The sequence below is a fragment of the Corticimicrobacter sp. genome, assembly GCF_040137905.1.
Taxonomy (GTDB): domain Bacteria; phylum Pseudomonadota; class Gammaproteobacteria; order Burkholderiales; family Burkholderiaceae_B; genus Corticimicrobacter.
In genome coordinates this window covers 37872-57375 of sequence record NZ_JBEFDG010000030.1, presented here as the reverse complement: position 1 = coordinate 57375, position 19504 = coordinate 37872, and the positions used below count along the sequence as shown (strand labels likewise).

Below are 19504 nucleotides of genomic sequence, written 5' to 3'. Positions count from 1 at the left end.
ATTGCTTTTGCCACTGCCATGCCCGATTCCTCCCAAGCACACAGCGCCCTGCCTGTACCGATTCCCGTCACCCTGCTGACTGGATTCCTGGGCAGCGGCAAGACGACGCTGCTCAACCATCTGGTCCGGCAGCCAGCATTGCGTCACGCCCTGGTCGTCATCAACGAATTCGGACAGACGGCACTGGATCACCTGCTGGTCGCACACAGCGCAGAACAGGTCGTGGCACCATTGGCAGGTGGCTGCCTTTGCTGCCAGCTGCGCGGTGATCTGGTGCAGACGCTGCGCGACATTACCTGGCGTTTTGCCCGTAACGGCCAGCGCCAGTTCGACCGCGTGCTGATCGAAACCAGTGGCCTGGCCGATCCGATACCCGTACTCCAGACGCTGGCCAGCCACCCGCAATTGTCAGGCCGCTATCGACTTGACGGGGTGATCTGTACCCTTGATCTGTGCCATGGCGACGAGACACTGGCGCAACACCCAGTCGCACTCAGGCAACTGGCGGCGGCCGACTGTATCCTGCTCACCAAGCCAGACCAGGCCAGTGCGGCGCAGCATGCATCATTGCGTCTGCAACTTGATCGTATCAACCCATCAGCCGCCCGGATGGAAATCAACCACGGCACCATAGCAGCAGACCGGTTGCTGGAACTCGCTTCGGCAACCCACCATGCGGCACGCACCAGCAATACACCCATCACGGGCACCGCCCTGCTGTCGCCGCACCCGCTGTCGATGCGCCATGCAGGCAGTACGCTGCCGGCCGATCATGGCCTTGCGGTAACCACCGTCACCTTCGAAACACCGCTCGCACTGGCCAGCCTGCCACAGTGGATTGCCACGCAGACGGCCAACCTGCCCGGTCATGTCCTGCGAATCAAGGGGCTGGTGCATATCCAGGGAGCTGCTGTGCCCTACGCCATCCACGGCGTCGGCCACAGTATCTATCCACCTGTGCCGCTGCAGGGCTGGCCAGATACTGACCGGCGTAGCCACATTATTTTCATTACCCACATGCCGACGGCATAAAGCCGCAGTCGCACGGCCATGCCATGAAAGTCAATTTCATCAAGGCCGCGGCAATCCTGCTATGCGACGTTACAAAGTCCCGTATAAGATAGCGATGCCCCCACTACGGAGATGCTCCATGCCCAACCTCAGCACACCGCGCAGGACCGTACTTGCCGCTGCACTCGCCCTGACCGTGACCTTCGCACCACCATTGGTCGAAGCATGCACCCGGCTGGTCTATCACGGCGTGGCCGACCAGATCGTGACGGCACGTTCGATGGACTGGAAAACCGACGTGGGCACCAACCTCTGGGTCTTCCCGCGTGGCATGCAGCGCAACGGCGAAGCCGGCCCCAACTCCATCAACTGGACCTCGCGCTATGGCAGCGTCATCGCATCGGGCTATGACATCTCGACCACCGATGGACTCAATGAGGCGGGGCTGTCGGCCAGCGTGCTCTGGCTGGTCGAATCCAGCTACCCCGAGCACGACAGCGGCAAACCGGGCCTGACCATTGCCGCCTGGGCGCAATATGTGCTGGACAACTTCGCCACCGTGGCCGAGGCCGTGGCTTACCTTTCGACCGAACCGTTCACGCTGGTCAGCGACAACGTGCCAGGCGAAGACCGCCTGGCGACCCTGCACCTGGCCATGTCCGATGCTACCGGCGACAGCGCCATCATCGAGTATATCGATGGCAAGCAGGTCATCCATCACGGCCGCCAGTATCAGGTCATGACCAATTCGCCGACGTTCGACAAGCAACTGGCCATGGAAGAATACTGGAAGGACATCGGTGGCACCATTGTGCTGCCGGGGACCAATCGGGCCGCAGACCGCTTTGCCCGCGCCTCGTTCTACGTCAATGCCGTCCCCAAGACCGATGACCCGCTCGAGACCATCGCCAGTGTCTTCAGCGTGATCCGCAACGTATCCGTACCCTACGGCCTGACCACGCCCGACCAGCCGAATATCTCCTCGACCCGCTGGCGTACCGTGACCGACCACAAGCGCAAGCGCTATTTCTTTGAGTCCGCGCTCACGCCCAATACCTTCTGGGTCGATCTGGACAAGCTGGATCTCTCCGAGCAGACCGGCAAGGTCATGAAGCTGGATCTGGGGGCCAATCAGAAGAACATCTACTCAGGCATGGCCAACGACGCCTTCCGGGAAAGTGCGCCGTTCCGGTTCCTGGGCATCTGAACTCAGTCGTCCCGCTGCTTGCCCAGGCCCAGATAGCTCTCGATCACGGCCGGATTGTCCCTGAGCTCGTGGGCCGGGCCTTCGAGTGACACCGCGCCCGCTTCCAGCACGTAGCCATAGTCGGCGACCTGCAATGCAGCGCGGGCGTTCTGCTCGACCAGCAGGGTCGCTACACCGGTCGCACGCAGGCCGGCGATGATATGGAAAATCTCGCGCACGATGCGTGGTGCCAGCCCCAGGCTGGGCTCGTCGAGCATCAGCACACTGGGCTTGGACATCAGGGCACGCCCGACCGCCAGCATCTGCCGCTCACCACCCGAGAGCGTTCCCGCCATCTGCTGGCGACGCTCCTTCAGGCGCGGAAACAGGGTGAAGATTTCGTCCATGGTGTCGCGCCACTGGCGCTCGCCTGCCCGGTAGCGGCGAAAGCCGCCCAGCAGCAGGTTGTCCTCGACACTCATGCTGCCGAACAGCTCGCGCTTTTCCGGCACCAGCGCCAGGCCTTGCGCCACCCGATGTTCCACCCCCCAGTGCTCGATCTGGTCGCCCTGATAGCGCACGGAACCATTGGCCCGCCCATTGCGCGGCAATGATCCCATGATGGCATTGAGCATGGTGGATTTGCCTGCACCGTTGGCTCCGATCACGGTCACGATGGCACCAGGTGCCACCTTGAGCTCAGGCACGGTCAGGGCGTGGACCTTGCCATAACGGACAGTCAAGTCTGCCACCGCCAGGACCGGCGGCTGGCGCTGGCCATTGTCGGCCACAGAATGCTCGCTCATGCCTCGTCTCCCTCTTCGACACCACCCAGGTAGGCTTCCAGTACGGCAGGATGGCGCTGGATTTCCTCGGGCGATCCCTCGGCCAGCCATGAGCCGAAATCCATCACGACCAGATGATTGGTCAGTCGCATCACAAAATCCATATCATGTTCGACCAGCAGGATGCTCATGCCCTCCTCCCGCAATTGCGACAGGACTGCAGCCAGTTCCTGCTTTTCACGGTAGCGCAAACCGGCAGCCGGCTCATCGAGCAGCAACAAGACTGGATCTGCCGCCAGGGCACGGGCGATCTCCAGCAGGCGCTGCTGGCCCAGGGCCAGATTGCCCGCCTGTTCGTGCAGATAAGCGCCCAAGCCAACGCGTTCAAGCTGGCGGGCGGCTTCCTTGAGCAGGCTCGCCTCGCGGGCACGATCCAGACGCAGAATCCCGGCGGGAACACTGACGTGACTGCGGAGGTGCGCACCCAGCGCCACGTTTTCCAGCACCGACATCTCCGGCAGCAGTTGTACGTGCTGGAAAGTACGGCCCATGCCGGTCTGCGCGATCTCGCGTGCAGAACGCCCGCTGATGCGCTGCCCCAGAAAGCGTACCTCACCGGAAGTCAGAGGCAGGATGCCGCTGACCAGATTGAAAGTCGTGCTCTTGCCGGCACCGTTCGGGCCGATCAGGCCCACGATCTCGCCGGCACGCACGCGGAAGCTGATGTCATTGACAGCCACCAGCCCGCCAAACTGCTTGCGGATATGGTCGACTTCCAGCACCAGGCTGCCTTTCTCGGGGCGGATACGACAAGGCAGCTCGGCAGCCGCCGGATCGATCACGGTCGCCGTAACAGGCAAACTCGTGCCACGCACCCGCCACAGTCGCCGCCAGAATGCCGACAGCCCCGGCCACAGGCCCTGCGCTGCATACTGCAACATCAGCACCAGCAGCACACCGAAGACGATCATTTCGATATTGGTGCTGGTATCGAGCAGTTTGGGCACGATATTCTGGATCTGGTCTTTCAGGCCCAGGATGACGGCCGACCCCAGGATGGCTCCCCAGACATGCGCCGCCCCGCCCACCACGGCCATGAAGAGATACTCAATGCCGTAGTTCAGGCCGAACGGACTGGGGCTGACGGCACGCTGCATGTGCGCATACAGCCAGCCGGACACCGACGCCAGCATGGCGGCATAAACGAAGATTACCGTCTTGTAGGCAGCGGTATTGACACCGAAGGCCTCGGCCATGCCGGCCCCGCCGCGCAGCGCGCGGATGGCACGACCCGGGCGTGATCCCAGCAGATTGAGCGTAGCCCACACCGACAGCAGCACGCAGAACCAGATCAGGTAATAGATGCTGCGACCGCTGCCCAGTGACCAGCCGAACAGGGACAGCGGCTGGATGCCTGAAATGCCATCGTTGCGGCCCAGCCATTCGAGATTGCCGAACAGGTAATACAGCGACAGGCACCAGGCCAGCGTGCTGAGCGGCAGATAATGCCCGGACAGACGCAGCGTGATGACGCCGATGATCCACGCCAGCACGGCTGTGATGACCAGCCCGGCCGGCAGGGTCAGCCACGGCGACCAGCCTGCCTGGGTGGTCAGCCAGGCCGTGGTGTAGGCACCAATTCCGACGAATGCTGCCTGCCCGAACGAAGTCAGGCCCCCCACCCCGGTCAGCAATACCAGCCCCACCACCACCAGGCTGGCCAGGCCGATATAGTTGAGCTGGGTAATCCAGAATTCCGGGGTCGCGCCAGACAGCGGCAATAGTGCCAGGATCAGCACGAAGGCGCACAGCGTCGCCCGACAAAGGGTACGGTTACGCATGGCTGATCACTCCTCTTCTTCTTCGATATGCGGGCTGCTCAGCGAACGCCACAGCAGCACCGGAATGATCAGGGTGAAGACGATCACTTCCTTGTAGGCGCTGGCCCAGAACGAAGCAAAGGCCTCGATAATGCCCACCAGCAAGGCACCGGCTGCGGCCACCGGATAGCTCGCCAGGCCGCCGATGATGGCACCGACGAAGCCCTTGAGACCGATCAGAAAACCGGTATCGTAGTAGATGGTCGTGACCGGAGCGATCAGCATGCCCGACAGCGCGCCGATGGCTGCCGCCAGGGTAAAGGTCAGCCGGCCCGACATCACGGTACTGATGCCCATCAGGCGTGCCCCGCGACGATTGACCGCCGTGGCTCGCAAGGCCTTGCCATAGATGGTGCGCCCGAAAAACAGCCACAATGCCACGATCAATGCTGCGCAGGTCAGCACCACGAACAGGCTTTGCGCCGACCAGGTGACCGCGCCGAGATCGACCTGTCCTTCGACGAAGGCGGGTGTACGCCAGCCTTCGGCACCGAAGAAAGCCAGCGCCACACCCGTCAGGGCGAAGTGCACGGCCACCGATACGATCAGCAGCACCAGCACCGGCGCATCGACCAGGGGCTGGTAGACAATGCGATACAGCATGGGTCCCAGCGGCACCACCAGCGCCAGCGTCAGCAGCGCCTTGCCCCACAGGCCGATATCGTAGGCAGCCAGCCAGTGCGTAAGCGCAAACAGTGCCACCGGCAGAACCAGATATTGCAGCGCCGCCCAGGCCAGTCCGGTCGCCCGGCGCTGGCGAAAGGCCTTGAACAGCTCCATCAGGAAGGCACAGGCACCTGCGATCAGCAGCAGCCAGACCGTACCGGGCACGCTGCCATTGACCAGCATGGCCAGTGTCAATGCGCCAAATGCGACAAACTCGCCCTGGGGGATGAAGATGACCCGCGTAACCGCGAAGATCAGGACCAATGCCAGGCCCAGCAAGGCATAGATAGCGCCGTTGACGATCCCGTCCTGCAGCAGGATCAGCGCGATGGTTGCATCCATTCAAATTCCTGTCGAAGCCCTGGGCGCTGCCTGCGGCAGTCTGACCCGGGCTTTTCGTTCGGTCTTCCCGGCCGCCCTGCGGGCGGCGCGGGAATCCAATTTATATCTGTTGCCTGTGCGGTATCAGCCGATCAGGGCAGGTAGACCCACTTGCCATTCTCGATCTTCGCCATGACGCGAGCGCGATTGTCGAGTCCGGAATGATCGGTCGGCGACATGCTGAAGACGCCATGCACGCCAGCGACTTCCTGCAACCCTTCGATGGCATCGCGCAGCGCCACGCGGAAGGCTTCGGTACCCGGCTCGCCAGCCTTGAGCGCCTCGGGCAACGCAGCCTGGATCAGCACGCCGGCATCCCACAGATGACCACCGAAGGCCGATACCGAACCGGCACCATACATGTTTTCATAGGCCTGGGTGTATTCCAGCGCAATCGCCTTGCCTGGGTGATCATCAGGCAATTGCGCCGCAACCACCAACGGGCCGACCGGCAGCAGCGTGCCTTCGCCATCGGCACCGACGACGCGCAGGAAATCGTTGTTGGCCACACCGTGGGTCTGGTAGATCAGGCCGCCATAGTTGCGTGCCTTGAGTTCCTTCTGCGGCAATGCGGCAGGCGTACCGGCACCGGCCACCAGCACGGCATCGGGACGGGCAGCAATCAGCTTGAGCACCTGACCGGTGACGCTGGTATCGGGACGGGCATAGCGTTCGGTCGCCACGATGCGGATGCCCTTGGCCTCGGCGGCGCGCTTCATCTCGTCAAGCCAGCCATCGCCATAGGCATCGGAAAAACCGATGAAGCCCAGTGTCTTGACATTGTTCGACGCCATCGATTCTGCCAGCGCCTCGGCCATGAGAATATCGTTCTGTGTCGTCTTGAAAGCCCAGCGGCGCTTGTCATCCATGGGTTCGATGATACGGGCATTGGCCGCCACGCTGATGAGCGGCACCTTGGCCTCGGCCACCACGTCCAGCATCGCCAGCGTACCTGGCGTGGCGGTGGTACCGATGATCACATCGACCTTGTCCTCGGAGATCAGCTTGCGGGCATTACGGACTGCCTGGGTGGTATCGGTGGCGTCGTCCAGCACGATGTACTCGATCTTCTGGCCGGCGATCTCGGTCGGCAGCAACGCCACGGTATTGCGCTCGGGAATGCCCAGCGATGCGGCCGGACCGGTACTCGATACCGTCACGCCTACCTTGACCTGTGCCTGCGCCCAGCCTGCACAGAGTACCAGCGCAGTGGCCAGCATCGTGCGAACCATATTGTGTCCCCTCATTCTTGCTCTCCCGATCCGGAAATGAAACAGCTCTCTTATAAAAGCCAAACAGCGTATTGTATTCAAAATGTGCTCAGATACCGTGCGCCGCATCAGCCGACCAGAACCGCCGCACGCGCACGGCAGCCAGCGCGGCCAGCACGCACTTGACGATATCGCCCGGAATGAAGACCAGCACGGCTGCTATCGCCTTGCTCAGATCCATGCCGGTTACCAGCGCCAGCCAGGGCGCACCCAGCGCATAGACCACCACCACGCCGCCCAGCAGGCTGGCGACCGCCTGCCCACCCAGCGCACGCCAGGCCGCGCCGGAGGCAGGCAAACGTTGCGCCAGCCAGCCGGTCACGAGCGCACCGGGCAGCATGCCCAGCAGAAAGCCTCCTGTTGGCCCCATCAGGACCCCCATGCCGCCACGCCCACCCGGCAGGACCGGCAGGCCCACCACGGCCAGCAATACATACAGCGTCACGGCCAGCAGGCCACGCCAGGGCCCGAGCATCAGCCCTGCCAGCATGATCCCCAGTGTCTGCAGGGTCACCGGCACCGGGATCAATGGCACGGGCACCGGCGGCACTAGGCTGAGTACCACGCACAGCGCGGCAAACAGGGCAACCAGAACGATATCGCGCGTTTTCATGGAAGACTCCTTTGTCTATTTGTCATATCCGGATTTTCAGAAACTCTGCTCATCACACTCGCCTGCCACATTTCAGCGCCGCGCATCCACAGCCTGAGCAATCGCCTCGGCCTGCCGCAGCATGCGGGCCAGCAGCGGTTCGATGCGCTGCAGCACATTGCCGCCGCCCCTTGCTGCCTGAGCCTCTCCTATTTCCTGCCAGGCACGGGCAATCTCCGGCACGAAACGCAATACCAGAGCACAGGCCAACGCCACACGCGAGGCATCGAGCAGCCGCAGTCGCTGCAGCGGCATCAGGGCGCGCTCGAGCGTGACCAGCAGATCCCCGCTGCGCGTAGACAGCATCAGTGCCAGCCCCAGCCCGAACAGGGCCAGTATCCGCAGCGAGGCGGCCCAACCGGCCATCGGCCCCTGGGCCCAGCCGGTAAAAAGCCCCAGCAGAACGATCACCGGCAACATGCGCCACAGGGGCCGCCACAGAAACCGCAGATGACCGGCTGCCCAGCAGGCTAGCCCCCAGGCCAGCAACACGGCAGCCGCCAGCCAGGGCAGTGCCGTCACGAAGAAAAGCCCGGCCCCCGCCGCGCACATCACCAGCAGCTTGAGGCCCGCCGGCAAGCGCTGCAGGACGGCATCACGTCCGACGTGATATTCGATCAGCATGGCGCACCACCCAGCGTCGCACAGCGGCGACGATACCAGTCCAGTGCCGCTGCCGGCGCATCATCGGCCACCACCTTGCCGTGCTCCATCACCAGCACCCGGTCGAAATCATCCAGCAGCGGCAAGTCATGGGTCAGCACCAGCAATTGCTGCGGCAGTGTCTTCAATACCGCACGCAGCCGTTCCCTGTTGAGCAAGTCGAGTTGATTGGTCGGCTCATCAAACACAATGGCCTCGGGCGCGCAGACCAGCACGGCCGCCAGGGCAGCCATCTGCTGCTCGCCACCCGAGAGCGCATGCGCAGGTCGTTCGGCCAGTGCAGACAGCCCCAGTGCCGCAAGCTGTGCATCAATGCGCTGCGCCTGTTCGGCACGCGTCAGCCCCAGCCGCTGCAGGCCGAAAGCCATATCTTCGCGCACGATGGGAAACACGATCTGGTCGGCTGGATTCTGGAACATGAAACCAACCCTGCGGCGCACGGCACCTGCCTGGCTGCGGGTATCGAGCCCATCGACCCGCACCGAACCCGTCGTCGGCAGCACCAATCCATTGACCAGGCGAGCCAGCGTACTCTTGCCGGCCCCATTGAGTCCGACCACGCCTACGCGCGACTCGGCCAGCCGCAGCGAGATCTGCTGCAGGATGGGCCTTCCGGCCGCTTCGACACCGGCCTGTTCAAACTCGATCAACATGAGGCAGAATTATGCCATCAACCCATCCCGCTCACGCCCTGCCAGCAACGGATCACTCATATGGAAAAGCTCACTCTCCCGGATGAAGAATGGCGCGCCCGCCTCGACCCCGACGAATATGCCGTCACCCGCCGCAAAGCCACCGAACGTCCATTCTCGGGCCGCTACCTGAACACGACGGCCACCGGCATCTACCGGTGTGTCTGCTGTGGCACGGCGCTGTTTGCCTCCGACACCAAATTCGATGCCGGCTGTGGCTGGCCCAGCTATTTCGAAGCCATCGACCCGGCCAATGTGCGCGAGGAGCGCGACACCTCGCACGGCATGATCCGGACCGAAGTACTATGCAACGTGTGTGACGCCCACCTCGGCCATGTCTTTCCCGACGGTCCGCCACCCACCGGGCTGCGCTACTGCATCAACTCACTGGCCCTGACCTTCGAACCCATACGATGAAAAAATTCCTGTTCGACCTGTTTCCGCTGATCCTGTTCTTTGTCGCCTACCGGTTTGCCGATATCTACACTGCCACCGGCGTGGCCATGGCAGCCGCCGTGCTGCAGATCGCCTGGCTCAAGCTGCGCAGCCTGCCGATCGAGGCTACCCACTGGATCAACCTGGGCGTCATTGTCTTCTTCGGCGGTGCCACCCTGATCCTGCACGACGACGCCTTCATCCGCTGGAAGCCCACCGTGCTGTACTGGCTGTTCGGTGCCATCCTGCTGGGGGCGCAATTGCTGTTCGGTCGCAACCTCATGCAGAAGATGCTGGGTGCCAAGGTCGACATGCCAGCGCCTGCCTGGAGCCGGTTCAACCTGAGCTGGGCCGTATTCTTCCTGATCGCGGGCGCGCTCAACCTGTACGTCGCCTTCTCCGGCCGATTCACCGAATCCCAGTGGGTCAACTTCAAGGTATTCGGCCTGACCGTGCTGCTGATCATCTTTGTGATCATCCAGTCCCTCTGGCTGGCACGCCACATGACTCCCGCCGGGCAGAATGCCGAGGCGGGGAACTCCGGCAGCAATCCCCGGTCTGACAGCAAGGATGACTGACATGACACAACCTTCACCGCTCTCTCCTGATGTTTCTGCCGAACGCGCCGCCCTGCTGCGCGACCGGCTGGTCATCCTGCAACCTACCGACCTCGAGATCGAGGACCAGTCACACCAGCACGCCGGCCATGCCGGCAGTCGCGGCGGTGCCAGCCACTTTCGGCTGCGCATCACCAGCCCGCGCTTTGACGGTCTGAGCCGCGTAGCCCGCCAGCGTCTGGTGTATGATGCGCTGCAGGATCTGATTCCCTTTCCGATTCACGCGCTGGTTCTGGAAACCCAGGTACCTTAACTAGGACATCCCATACCTATGAAACGCATCGCCCTTATGGCTGCCGCCTGCGCCATCGCAGTGCCCGCCTACGCCCAGAACGTCGCCACGGTCAACGGCAAGCCCATCACCCAGAAAAGTTTCGACCAGTTCATCTCGCTGCTGGTCAGCCAGGGCGCAGCCGATTCTCCCGAGTTGCGCAACCAGGTCAAGGACGAAATGATCAACCGCCTGGTCTTTGTCCAGGAAGCCGAAAAGGCTGGCCTGAACAAGAGCGCCGATGTCGAGACCGAGCTCGAGCTGGCACGCCAGGGTATCCTGGTCCGTGCGCTCATGAGCGACTATCTCGAAAAGCACGCCATCAGCGACGAAAAGATCCAGGCCGAATACGACAAGGTCAAGCAGGCCCAGGGCGACCGTTCCGAATACCAGGTGCGCCATATTCTGGTCGAGGACGAGAAAACTGCCCAGGACATCCTGGCCCAGATCAAGCGCGATGGCTCCAAGTTTGCCGATCTGGCCAAGGAACACTCCAAAGACCCCGGCAGCGCCGAACGTGGTGGCGAACTGGGCTGGTCTGCAGCCAGCAACTACGTCCAGCCGTTTGCCGACGCAGTCACATCCCTGAAGAAAGGCGATCTGGCCGACAAGCCGGTCCAGACCCAGTTCGGCTGGCACGTGATCCAGGTCGAAGATACCCGCCCCATCGAATTCCCCGCCCTGGAGCAGGTCAAGCCCCAGATCGAGGAAATGCTGCGCCAGCAGCAACTGAGCGCCTATCAGCAGGAACTGCGCGAAAAGGCCCGTATTCAGTAAGGCCGACAGCAATCTGGTTGCCTGCATCAGCGGCAGCCAGGACAAAATTACCCACCACGCGCACCATCAAGGTGCGCGTGGTTTTTTTATCTGAACATGGGGGAAATCCATAATGATCTATCGCTGCAGCATCCCCCATAATGATGTTGCAGTGCATCGAACAATCGCATCCAGCATGCCACCCCAACCACAAGGACCCTCGGCGTGAGTCCCGCCCTCGAGATCAATGCGCTCAATGCCTGGTACGGCGCTACCCACATCCTGCGCGATGTGTCGTTCAACGTACCCACCGGCTCCGTCGTGACGTTGCTTGGACGCAACGGTGCCGGACGCTCCACCACCTTGCGCGCCATCCTGGGCATGACCAGTCGGCGCAGCGGATCGGTCCGCATCCATGGACGTGAAATCATCCAGTTGCCTACCTACAAGATCGCCCACATGGGCGTCGGCTACTGCCCCGAAGAACGCGGCATTTTCGGCAGCCTGACCTGCGAGGAAAACCTTCTGTTGCCACCCGCAGTCGACCAGGTGGCGGGTGGCAGCATGTCCCTGGCCGAAATCTATTCCCTGTTTCCCAACCTGGCGGCCCGGCGCGACACACCGGGCAATCGCCTGTCAGGCGGCGAACAGCAGATGCTGGCCATCGCCCGCATCCTGCGCACAGGTGCTCACCTGCTGCTGCTGGACGAAATCTCCGAAGGGCTGGCCCCCGTCATCGTCGAGACCCTGGGGCGCATGCTGCACGAACTCAAGGCGCGTGGCTATACCATCTTGCTGGCCGAGCAGAACTTCGACTTCGTCGAACCCGTCTCGGATTTCTTCTATCTGATGGAACATGGTGTCATCACCGACTGCGTAGCGGCCTCTGGGGTGCAGCAGAATCGCCATGCGCTCGAGCGCGTGATGGGAGTTTGAAGCGATCGCTCCGACGGACAATCTCGTACTGACTGACAACACAATTTTCCAGAACAGCCTACGTCCAGACTCCGAAACGCCCCACGCTCAGCCTGGGCTTCAAGGATAGCTTCGGTGAGTTGCTGACCGACGTCAGGGCTTATCGCAGCCGGCTGATGCCATTTTTTTCCAACTTGTTGCCCGAAGGGCACCTGAGAAGATATCTTGCAGAAAAAACAGGTATCCATCCAGACAGGGAGTTCTTGTTGCTTCAGGCGCTGGGCCAAGGAAAAAGCATACCTGCCCATGAGTCGCGAAGTGCGCGAAGCCATCGAGGGTCACCTGCGCACTTTGCCCATCGTTGCACTTTGAGTCGCAAGCCCCTGGTCTATTAATCGCCCAGCAACGCCTTCAATCCATCCTCATCCAGCACGGGCACACCCAGCTCGCGGGCTTTTTCCAGCTTGCTGCCGGCCTCTTCGCCCGCCACCACATAGCTGGTCTTGCGCGATACCGAGCCGCTGACCTTGCCCCCTGCTGCCACGATATGACGTGCCGCCTCTTCCCGCGACCAGACCGGCAGCGTGCCGGTCAGCACGAATGTCTTGCCGGCCAGACCCAGACTGGCGGGTGCCTCGTCAAGCTGCGGCTCGACACCGGCCGACATCAGGCCGGCAATCACCTCACGATTGTGCGGCTCGGCAAAGAAGTGGCGAATCGAAGCCGCCACCACCGGGCCGACATCCGGCACCCGGGTCAGGTCCTCTTCGCTGGCCGCCATGATGGCCTGGATGGCCGCCTCGGGCGTGCGCCCGGCCGCCGGGCCGAAAGCCTGCGCCAGATCACGGGCCGTCGTCTCGCCCACATGGCGGATACCCAGCGCAAACAGCAGACGGCTCAGTACCGGCTTGCGCGCGGCTTCGATGGCCTCGACGAGATTGGTGGCCGACTTGCGGCCCATGCGCTCATAAGCGGCCAGTTCCTCGGCCTTGAGCGTGAACAGATCGACCAGGCTGTGGACCCGGCCTTCATCGACCAGTTGCTCTACCAGCTTGTCGCCCAGCCCATCAATATTGAGTGCCTTGCGGCTGGCCGCATGCCAGAGCATCTGCTTGCGCTGCGCACCGCAGATCAGACCGCCGGTACAACGCGCAATGGCCTCGCCTTCGAGCCGCTCGATGGCCGAACCACACACCGGGCAGACCGGACATGCCTCGCTCATGCGCCAGGCCGCAGCAGTCTCCGGGCGCAGCGCCAGAACAGGGGCCACGACCTCGGGAATGACATCGCCGGCGCGACGGACGATGACGGTATCGCCGATGCGCACATCCTTGCGCAGGATTTCATCTTCGTTGTGCAGCGTAGCGTTGGTGACAGTCACCCCACCCACGAACACCGGCTTGAGCCGGGCCACAGGCGTCAGGGCACCAGTACGCCCCACCTGGACCTCGATGCCCAGCAGTTCGGTCGTCGCCTCCTCGGCTGGAAACTTGTGTGCCAGGGCAAAGCGCGGCGCACGCGCCACATAGCCCAGCATACGCTGCAAGGCCAGATCATTGACCTTGTAGACCACACCGTCGATATCGTAGGGCAAGGTCGTGCGTGCCTGTCCCGTCTCGGCATAATAGGTCAGCAGGCCAGGCAGGCCCTGTACCAGACGGTTGCGCAGCCGGTTGACCGGCAAACCCAGGTCATGCAGCCAGTCGAGTACCCCTGCATGCGTGACTGGCAAGGCGCTTTCGGGCAATACCTCGCCCCAGCCATAGGCAAAGAAGCGCAGACGGCGCTGCTCCGTGATCTTTGGGTCGAGCTGCCGCAGACTGCCGGCGGCCGCATTGCGTGGATTGACGAACTGTTTTTCACGCCGCGTTGCCTGATCGGCATTGAGCCGCTCAAAATCCTTGCGGAACATCAGCACCTCACCGCGAACTTCCAGCACATCCGGCACCTTGCCGGCATCGCCCTGCAGGCGTAGCGGGATTACCTTGATGGTGCGAATATTATGCGTGATGTCCTCGCCTGTCTGGCCGTCTCCGCGCGTTGCGGCCTGCACCAGCAGCCCCCGCTCGTAGCGCAGACTGACCGCCAGGCCATCGAGCTTCTGCTCGCAGAAATAGTCCAGCAGGCCATTTTCCGGCAACTTGCCGGCCTCGCGCACCGTATCGCTCATGCGCTTGTCGAATGCGGCAACGTCTTCTTCGCTGAAGGCATTGTTGAGCGACAGCATGGGCAGCCGATGTTCGACGCTGGCAAAACCATCCAGCGGTGCAGCCCCCACACGCTGCGTAGGCGAATCGGGCACGATCAGCTCGGGATGCGCGCCCTCGAGATCACGCAGACGCTGCATCAGCCGATCATAATCGGCGTCGGCAATCAACGGATCATCGAGCGTATGGTACTGGTAATCATGCCGCCCGATCTCGGCACGCAAGGCCGTAACCTCACTGGCCGCATCAACGGGTTTGGTACTCGCGCCGGACATGTCGGATGCCTGCGCGCCCTGCGCCTTCTGCTCCATGGACATCGTGGTTGCAGCCGCCGATCAGGAAAAAACCCGCAAGGTACGCGGATGGCCGGCCGGCAGACCCGAAGCCTGCATTTTCTGGTACAGCTCGCGCACCTGCTGATCGATGGCTTCCTCGCAACCCGGCTCGATGGGTCGCCCCTGGTCGTCGATCAGTTGCGCCTCGAGCTTCTGGGCCAGTCGCACGGCCGTTTCCAGCATCTTGCCGAACGGACGCTCCTGGGGCTCGCTGCGCGGCACATCCAGCAACATATCCAGGCGGCTGATCGGCACATCGGACTTGGCCGGGTTATCCAGCCCCTGGATAACCAGCGTGACATGCGGCGGCTTGCGCCCACGCGTAGGCAGGTGCAATACATTACCCGTCTGCACGAAGCCGCAACTGCGCGCCACGAACATGACATCCTGTGATTTCTTGGGTGGTTCGAGCACGACCGCCACGCCAAGCTGCATATCCAGCGCGGCGCAGGTCTCGTCGAGGCTGGCGGCCTTCTCGACGACCTTCTTCTGCTCCGGGCCATCCATCGTGGCATCGAATTTTTCGGCGATTTCCTGCAGGCAGAGCCATATCTGCGACCATTCGATATCGGTCAGCGGGCCATTGCGGTTGACCATGAGAACGGCCACCTGCACCAGTCCATAGGACTCATGCCCGCGCAGCCCGACACGATGGGCCTGATCGAAGGTCCGCGCAAAAACCCGATAGGATTTGGTGCTGGCCTCCTTGAGGCGTTCCAGTTCGAGCGCCAGTTCCTTGCCGACCACCGGTTCGGGAAAATGCAGCTCGATCACGACCTCACAGGTTGGGTCTGGCTCATCGGACTCTTCCTTGCGCTCTTCGCGCGCGCGTGGTGCCGCTGCCTCCTCATCCTCGTGCAGGCCAGGTTCGCGTCGTCCGGCTTCCTTTGCGGATGCCGGACGAGCGGGCGCTTCCTCGGCCATCAGCGGGTCGGTGCTCCCTTCCGGGAAGGGCACCTGCATGCGGGCACGGGCACGTCGGTCCTGCCACCAGTTGAAGGCCAGCACGCCGGCCACGAACAACAGGCCCAGGACGATCAGCCCAATCTGTAAATCACTCATTTCCATGTGCTCCTGGCAAACCCGGCATCCTGACCGGTTTTTTCTGCATATTTCTTGTCTGGAACGCTAAATGTCCGAATCCATTGCGCATTATGACGCAATCAGGCGGTCCATTGTAAGGCCGCCTCCATATCGACCGCCACAATCCGCGAAACCCCCTGCTCCTGCATGGTGACGCCGATCAGTTGCTGAGCAATCTGCATGGCAATCTTGTTATGCGAGATGAACAGGAATTGCGTCTGGCCGCTCATGCCACTGACCAGCTTGGCATAGCGCTCGGTATTGGCATCATCCAGCGGCGCATCCACCTCGTCCAGCAGGCAGAAAGGTGCCGGATTGAGCTTGAAGAGCGCAAACACCAGCGCTGTGGCGGTCAGCGCCTTCTCACCACCGGACAGCAGATGAATAGTGCTGTTGCGCTTGCCTGGCGGCTGGGCCATGACCTGTACACCGGCATCCAGGATTTCGTCGCCGGTCATGGTCAGGCGTGCCTCGCCACCACCGAACAGCACCGGAAAGAGTTCACCGAAGTGCTGATTGACGGTGTTGAAGGTTTCCTGCAGCAACTGTCGTGTTTCACGGTCGATCTTGCGGATTGCATCTTCCAGCGTTTCGATGGCCAGTTGCAGGTCGGCATACTGGCTGTCGAGAAAGTCCTTGCGCTCCTGCGCAGTACGCAACTCCTCGAGCGCCGCCAGGTTGACCGAACCCAGGGCCTCGATGCGCCGGGCAATCCGTTGCACTTCGGCCTGCAGCCATTCGGGGCGCTGCCAGTCGGCAGACAGCCCAGCGAGCTCTTCGCCCAGTTTGTCGCGATCGGCCTGGCGGGCATCGAGCTGCTCGGCGAACTGTTCCTGGGCCAGCCGCGCCGCCTGCTCCTGCAATTGCAGCTCGGTAATGCGCGCACGCAAGGGCTCCAGCACATGCTCCTGGCGTACACGCTCTTCGTCAGCCTCACGCAACCGGGTTGCGAGGGTATCGAGTTGCTGGCGGGCCAGGGCCAGTTTTTCCTCGGCCTCGGCACGGCGCTCCAACGCTTCCTGCAAGCCCTCCCGCGCCGTATCACCTTCCAGCGTCAGCAACTCCTGCTGCTGCTGTGTCAACTCGGCCTGGGTGCGGCGCAACTGTTCCTCGGCCAGTTGCAGGTTGCGCCGGATCTCGCCCAGCCGATGCTGCAGTCCCTTGTCGGCAAACTCTGCCTCATGCGCCATGCGCTCGCGCTCGCGCAGGCGTTCCCGCGCCTGTTCTGCGCTGGCCGAGATACGCTCACCTTCCATCTCCGCCTCGGCAAATGCTTCCTGCTGTACGGCCAGTTGCTCGTCCAGCGCTTCGAAGCGCATCTGGGCTTCCTCTCCCGTGGCACGCAGTTCTTCCTGCTGGGCCTGAACTTCAGCCATGTCCTCTCGCAAACGGGTGGCACGTTCCCCTGATTGCCGGGCCTGCTGCTGCAGACGTGAATGCTCCAGCTGAATATCATGCACGCGCCGGGTCATCTCGCCCACCCGTTGACGAGCCGGCCCCATGGCCTGACTCAGTCGCTGCCACTCAGCCTCGGCGCGGGCTGCCGTCGTGCGGGCCTGGTCGGCAATCAATTGCTGCGCGCGGATCTCGCGTTGCAGGTTTTCGATTTCCTGCTGACGGGCCAACATGCCGGCCTGCTCGGAGTCTGGCGCATAGAAACGCACGCTATGGGCATCGACCAGATGCCCGTCGCGTACAACCAGGACCGTGCCGGCAGGCATCTGGTCGCGCAACTTGAGAGCCTGCCCCAGATCCTCGGCAATATAGGCGTGCCCCAACCAGCCGGCCAGCAATGTACGCAGTGCAGGATCCCCGGTGCGCAGGCGCTCCAGCAGCGGAGTCACCCCCGGCAAAGCCACTGGTGTCACGGCAGCAGGCGCAGCCTGCTGATAGAAAGCCAGCCGTGCCGGCGGCGCATCGGCGGCGAAGGCCTGGGTCCAGTCCAGATTGCTGACCTCCAGCGCGGTCATGCGTTCGCGCAGGATCGCCTCGAAGGCCGCTTCCCATCCGGCATCCACGGTCAGCTTCTGCCACAGGCGGGCCAGCTGTCCAAGCTCATGCCGTGCGATCCAGGGCTCCAGGGCACCTTGCTTCTGGACATCCTCCTGCAACTTGCGCAGCGCTTCCAGCCGTGCATCAAGCTGCGCCAGACGCCCGGCCTCCTGCTGTACCGCCGACTGTGACTCGCGACGGATCTGATCAGCCTGCGGCCCCTGTTCTTCCAGGCGCACCTGCTCGAGCTGCGCCTGCTGCAATCCTTCTTCTGCGGCCTTGAGATCACCCGTCAATTGCGCCAGACGGTCGGTATCCGGCTGCTCCAGTGAGGCGTATTCCTGCTTCAACCTTTCCTGGCGGGTTTCCAGTACCTGCAATTGGCGGCTGGCATCACGCTGCGTCTGCGCAGCCAGCGCCAGATGCTGTTCTACACGAGCCAATTCGCTGCGCATCTGTTCGCGCTGCTGGGCTGCCTGGCGTACCTGCTGCTCGATTTCAGGCAGATTGCCCTGGGCCAGATCCGCCTGCAGGCGGGCCTCTTCGACCTTGGCGGCACTGATCTCGAGTTCCGTTTCCATCACCTCGATCTGTTCGCCACAATGGGCCTGCTGCTGCTCCCATTCGGCCTGTTGCGCGCGCAGTTGCACACAGCGATTTTCCAGCCGGGCGCGGGAATCCACCAGATGCCGGATATCGGACTCAAGCCGTCCGACCAGCGCATTGGCTTCATAGAGCACACCCTGGGCAGCATGCACGGCATCGCCGGCGGCATAATGTGCCTGCCGGCGCTGTTCGAGATCAGCCTCGCCGGTACGCATCCGGGCAATGGCCCCTTCCAGTTCGGTCTGGGTCTGCTCGATTTCGCGTGCGAAACGCCGCTTTTCCTCGACGGCGGCACGCTCCTTGAGCAGCCACAGCATGTGCTGCTTCTTTTCACCCTCGGCCTGCAGGTCGCGATATTGCCGGGCCACCTCGGCCTGGCGTTCCAGCTTGGCCAACTGGGTATCAAGCTCGCGCAGGATATCTTCGACCCGCACCAGGTTTTCACGGGTATCGCCCAGCCTGTTCTCTGTCTCGCGACGACGTTCCTTGTAGCGGGAAACACCCGCTGCCTCTTCGAGATAGACACGCAGTTCTTCGGGTCGCGCCTCGATCAGGCGGGCAATCATGCCCTGACCGATGATGGCATAACCGCGCGCACCCAGCCCCGTTCCAAGGAAGAGGTCATGAATGTCGCGACGACGGACCTGCTGGTTGTTGATGAAATAGCTGCTGGTACCGTCACGCGTCAGCACGCGTCGCACGGCGATTTCGGCGTAGACGCTCCATTGCCCGACGGCGCGCCCCTCGGCGTTGTCGAACACCAACTCGACCGACGCACGGGCTGCCGGCTTGCGCCCCCCCGACCCATTGAAGATCACATCCTGCATGGACTCGCCACGCAGTTCGGAAGCCTTGCTTTCGCCCAGCACCCAGCGCACCGCGTCGATGATGTTGGACTTGCCGCAGCCATTGGGGCCCACCACGCCCACCAACTGGCTGGGCACCGGAATCACCGTCGGGTCGACAAAGGACTTGAATCCTGCGAGTTTGATCTGGGTCAGGCGCACAATTCTTGAACGGATAAATAATCAGTGGCTATGATACCGCAGGCATCGTGCCGGAAAGGCGTGTCACCCAGCCTTGGGCGCTCTCAAGGCAAG

The 19504-nt window shown here is 62.6% G+C and carries 18 protein-coding genes; 8 read left to right on the top strand and 10 right to left on the bottom strand.

Translation table 11 applies throughout. The annotated features are described in order from the left end of the window. The first annotated feature begins 18 nt into the window (after nucleotides 1-18). Together ABN482_RS04760 and ABN482_RS04755 are read left to right on the top strand one after the other, a co-directional pair. Nucleotides 19-1032: a CobW family GTP-binding protein gene (locus tag ABN482_RS04760; protein WP_349502904.1), complete on the top strand. Its 1014-nt coding sequence runs from the start codon at nucleotides 19-21 to the stop codon at nucleotides 1030-1032. Between the two features lie 118 nt (nucleotides 1033-1150). Beyond that, complete coding sequence (locus tag ABN482_RS04755) at nucleotides 1151-2218, top strand: linear amide C-N hydrolase (protein ID WP_349502903.1); 1068 nt, start codon at nucleotides 1151-1153, stop codon at nucleotides 2216-2218. A 2-nt stretch (nucleotides 2219-2220) separates the two neighbouring features. Here the strand turns inward: ABN482_RS04755 and ABN482_RS04750 are convergent, their stop codons facing one another. From ABN482_RS04750 to ABN482_RS04720, 7 genes are all read right to left on the bottom strand, one after another. After that, nucleotides 2221-3003, bottom strand: coding sequence for an ABC transporter ATP-binding protein (locus ABN482_RS04750; protein ID WP_349502902.1), 783 nt, complete (start codon nucleotides 3001-3003; stop codon nucleotides 2221-2223). Next, the gene (locus ABN482_RS04745; protein ID WP_349502901.1) at nucleotides 3000-4823 is read right to left on the bottom strand and encodes a branched-chain amino acid ABC transporter ATP-binding protein/permease; all 1824 of its coding nucleotides are present in this window, start codon (nucleotides 4821-4823) and stop codon (nucleotides 3000-3002) included. Before ABN482_RS04745 ends, ABN482_RS04750 begins: the two co-directional genes overlap by 4 nt. A 6-nt stretch (nucleotides 4824-4829) precedes the next feature. Next, on the bottom strand, nucleotides 4830-5870 hold the full coding sequence (locus tag ABN482_RS04740) for a branched-chain amino acid ABC transporter permease (RefSeq protein ID WP_349502900.1): 1041 nt from the start codon (nucleotides 5868-5870) through the stop codon (nucleotides 4830-4832). A 131-nt stretch (nucleotides 5871-6001) separates the two neighbouring features. Then, a complete protein-coding gene (locus ABN482_RS04735; RefSeq protein ID WP_239990013.1) occupies nucleotides 6002-7141 on the bottom strand; it encodes an ABC transporter substrate-binding protein in 1140 nt (379 codons plus the stop codon). An 88-nt stretch (nucleotides 7142-7229) separates the two neighbouring features. Continuing rightward, nucleotides 7230-7793: a biotin transporter BioY gene (locus ABN482_RS04730; RefSeq protein ID WP_349502899.1), complete on the bottom strand. Its 564-nt coding sequence runs from the start codon at nucleotides 7791-7793 to the stop codon at nucleotides 7230-7232. A 72-nt stretch (nucleotides 7794-7865) separates the two neighbouring features. Next, complete coding sequence (locus tag ABN482_RS04725) at nucleotides 7866-8456, bottom strand: energy-coupling factor transporter transmembrane component T family protein (RefSeq protein ID WP_349502898.1); 591 nt, start codon at nucleotides 8454-8456, stop codon at nucleotides 7866-7868. Then, nucleotides 8450-9148 (bottom strand): energy-coupling factor ABC transporter ATP-binding protein, encoded by a 699-nt coding sequence (locus ABN482_RS04720; RefSeq protein WP_349502897.1) that lies wholly within the window; start codon nucleotides 9146-9148, stop codon nucleotides 8450-8452. Before ABN482_RS04720 ends, ABN482_RS04725 begins: the two co-directional genes overlap by 7 nt. A gap of 60 nt (nucleotides 9149-9208) precedes the next feature. Between ABN482_RS04720 and msrB the strand changes: the two genes are divergently transcribed. The 6 genes from msrB to ABN482_RS04690 all read left to right on the top strand — a co-directional run bounded on the left by msrB (nucleotide 9209) and on the right by ABN482_RS04690 (nucleotide 12576). After that, complete coding sequence (gene msrB, locus ABN482_RS04715) at nucleotides 9209-9604, top strand: peptide-methionine (R)-S-oxide reductase MsrB (protein ID WP_109061003.1); 396 nt, start codon at nucleotides 9209-9211, stop codon at nucleotides 9602-9604. Further along, a complete protein-coding gene (locus ABN482_RS04710) occupies nucleotides 9601-10200 on the top strand; it encodes a septation protein A (RefSeq protein WP_349502896.1) in 600 nt (199 codons plus the stop codon). The genes msrB and ABN482_RS04710 overlap by 4 nt, the downstream gene beginning before the upstream one ends. A 1-nt stretch (nucleotide 10201) precedes the next feature. Then, a complete protein-coding gene (locus tag ABN482_RS04705) occupies nucleotides 10202-10492 on the top strand; it encodes a BolA family protein (RefSeq protein ID WP_349502895.1) in 291 nt (96 codons plus the stop codon). An 18-nt stretch (nucleotides 10493-10510) separates the two neighbouring features. Continuing rightward, entirely contained in the window at nucleotides 10511-11287 is a 777-nt protein-coding gene (locus ABN482_RS04700; protein WP_349502894.1) for a peptidylprolyl isomerase, read from the top strand. Nucleotides 11288-11491: 204 nt separating this feature from the next. Then, on the top strand, nucleotides 11492-12202 hold the full coding sequence (locus tag ABN482_RS04695) for an ABC transporter ATP-binding protein (RefSeq protein WP_143858031.1): 711 nt from the start codon (nucleotides 11492-11494) through the stop codon (nucleotides 12200-12202). Between the two features lie 32 nt (nucleotides 12203-12234). Next, nucleotides 12235-12576: a HipA N-terminal domain-containing protein gene (locus tag ABN482_RS04690; RefSeq protein WP_349502983.1), complete on the top strand. Its 342-nt coding sequence runs from the start codon at nucleotides 12235-12237 to the stop codon at nucleotides 12574-12576. Here ABN482_RS04690 and ligA read toward each other — a convergent pair. The 3 genes from ligA to smc form a co-directional block, all read right to left on the bottom strand. After that, the gene (gene ligA / locus ABN482_RS04685) at nucleotides 12573-14663 is read right to left on the bottom strand and encodes an NAD-dependent DNA ligase LigA (protein ID WP_349502982.1); all 2091 of its coding nucleotides are present in this window, start codon (nucleotides 14661-14663) and stop codon (nucleotides 12573-12575) included. The genes ABN482_RS04690 and ligA overlap by 4 nt on opposite strands. Before the next feature lie 60 nt (nucleotides 14664-14723). Beyond that, entirely contained in the window at nucleotides 14724-15785 is a 1062-nt protein-coding gene (locus ABN482_RS04680; protein WP_349502893.1) for a cell division protein ZipA C-terminal FtsZ-binding domain-containing protein, read from the bottom strand. Between the two features lie 101 nt (nucleotides 15786-15886). After that, nucleotides 15887-19411, bottom strand: coding sequence for a chromosome segregation protein SMC (gene smc, locus ABN482_RS04675; RefSeq protein WP_349502892.1), 3525 nt, complete (start codon nucleotides 19409-19411; stop codon nucleotides 15887-15889). Nucleotides 19412-19504: the final 93 nt, after the last annotated feature.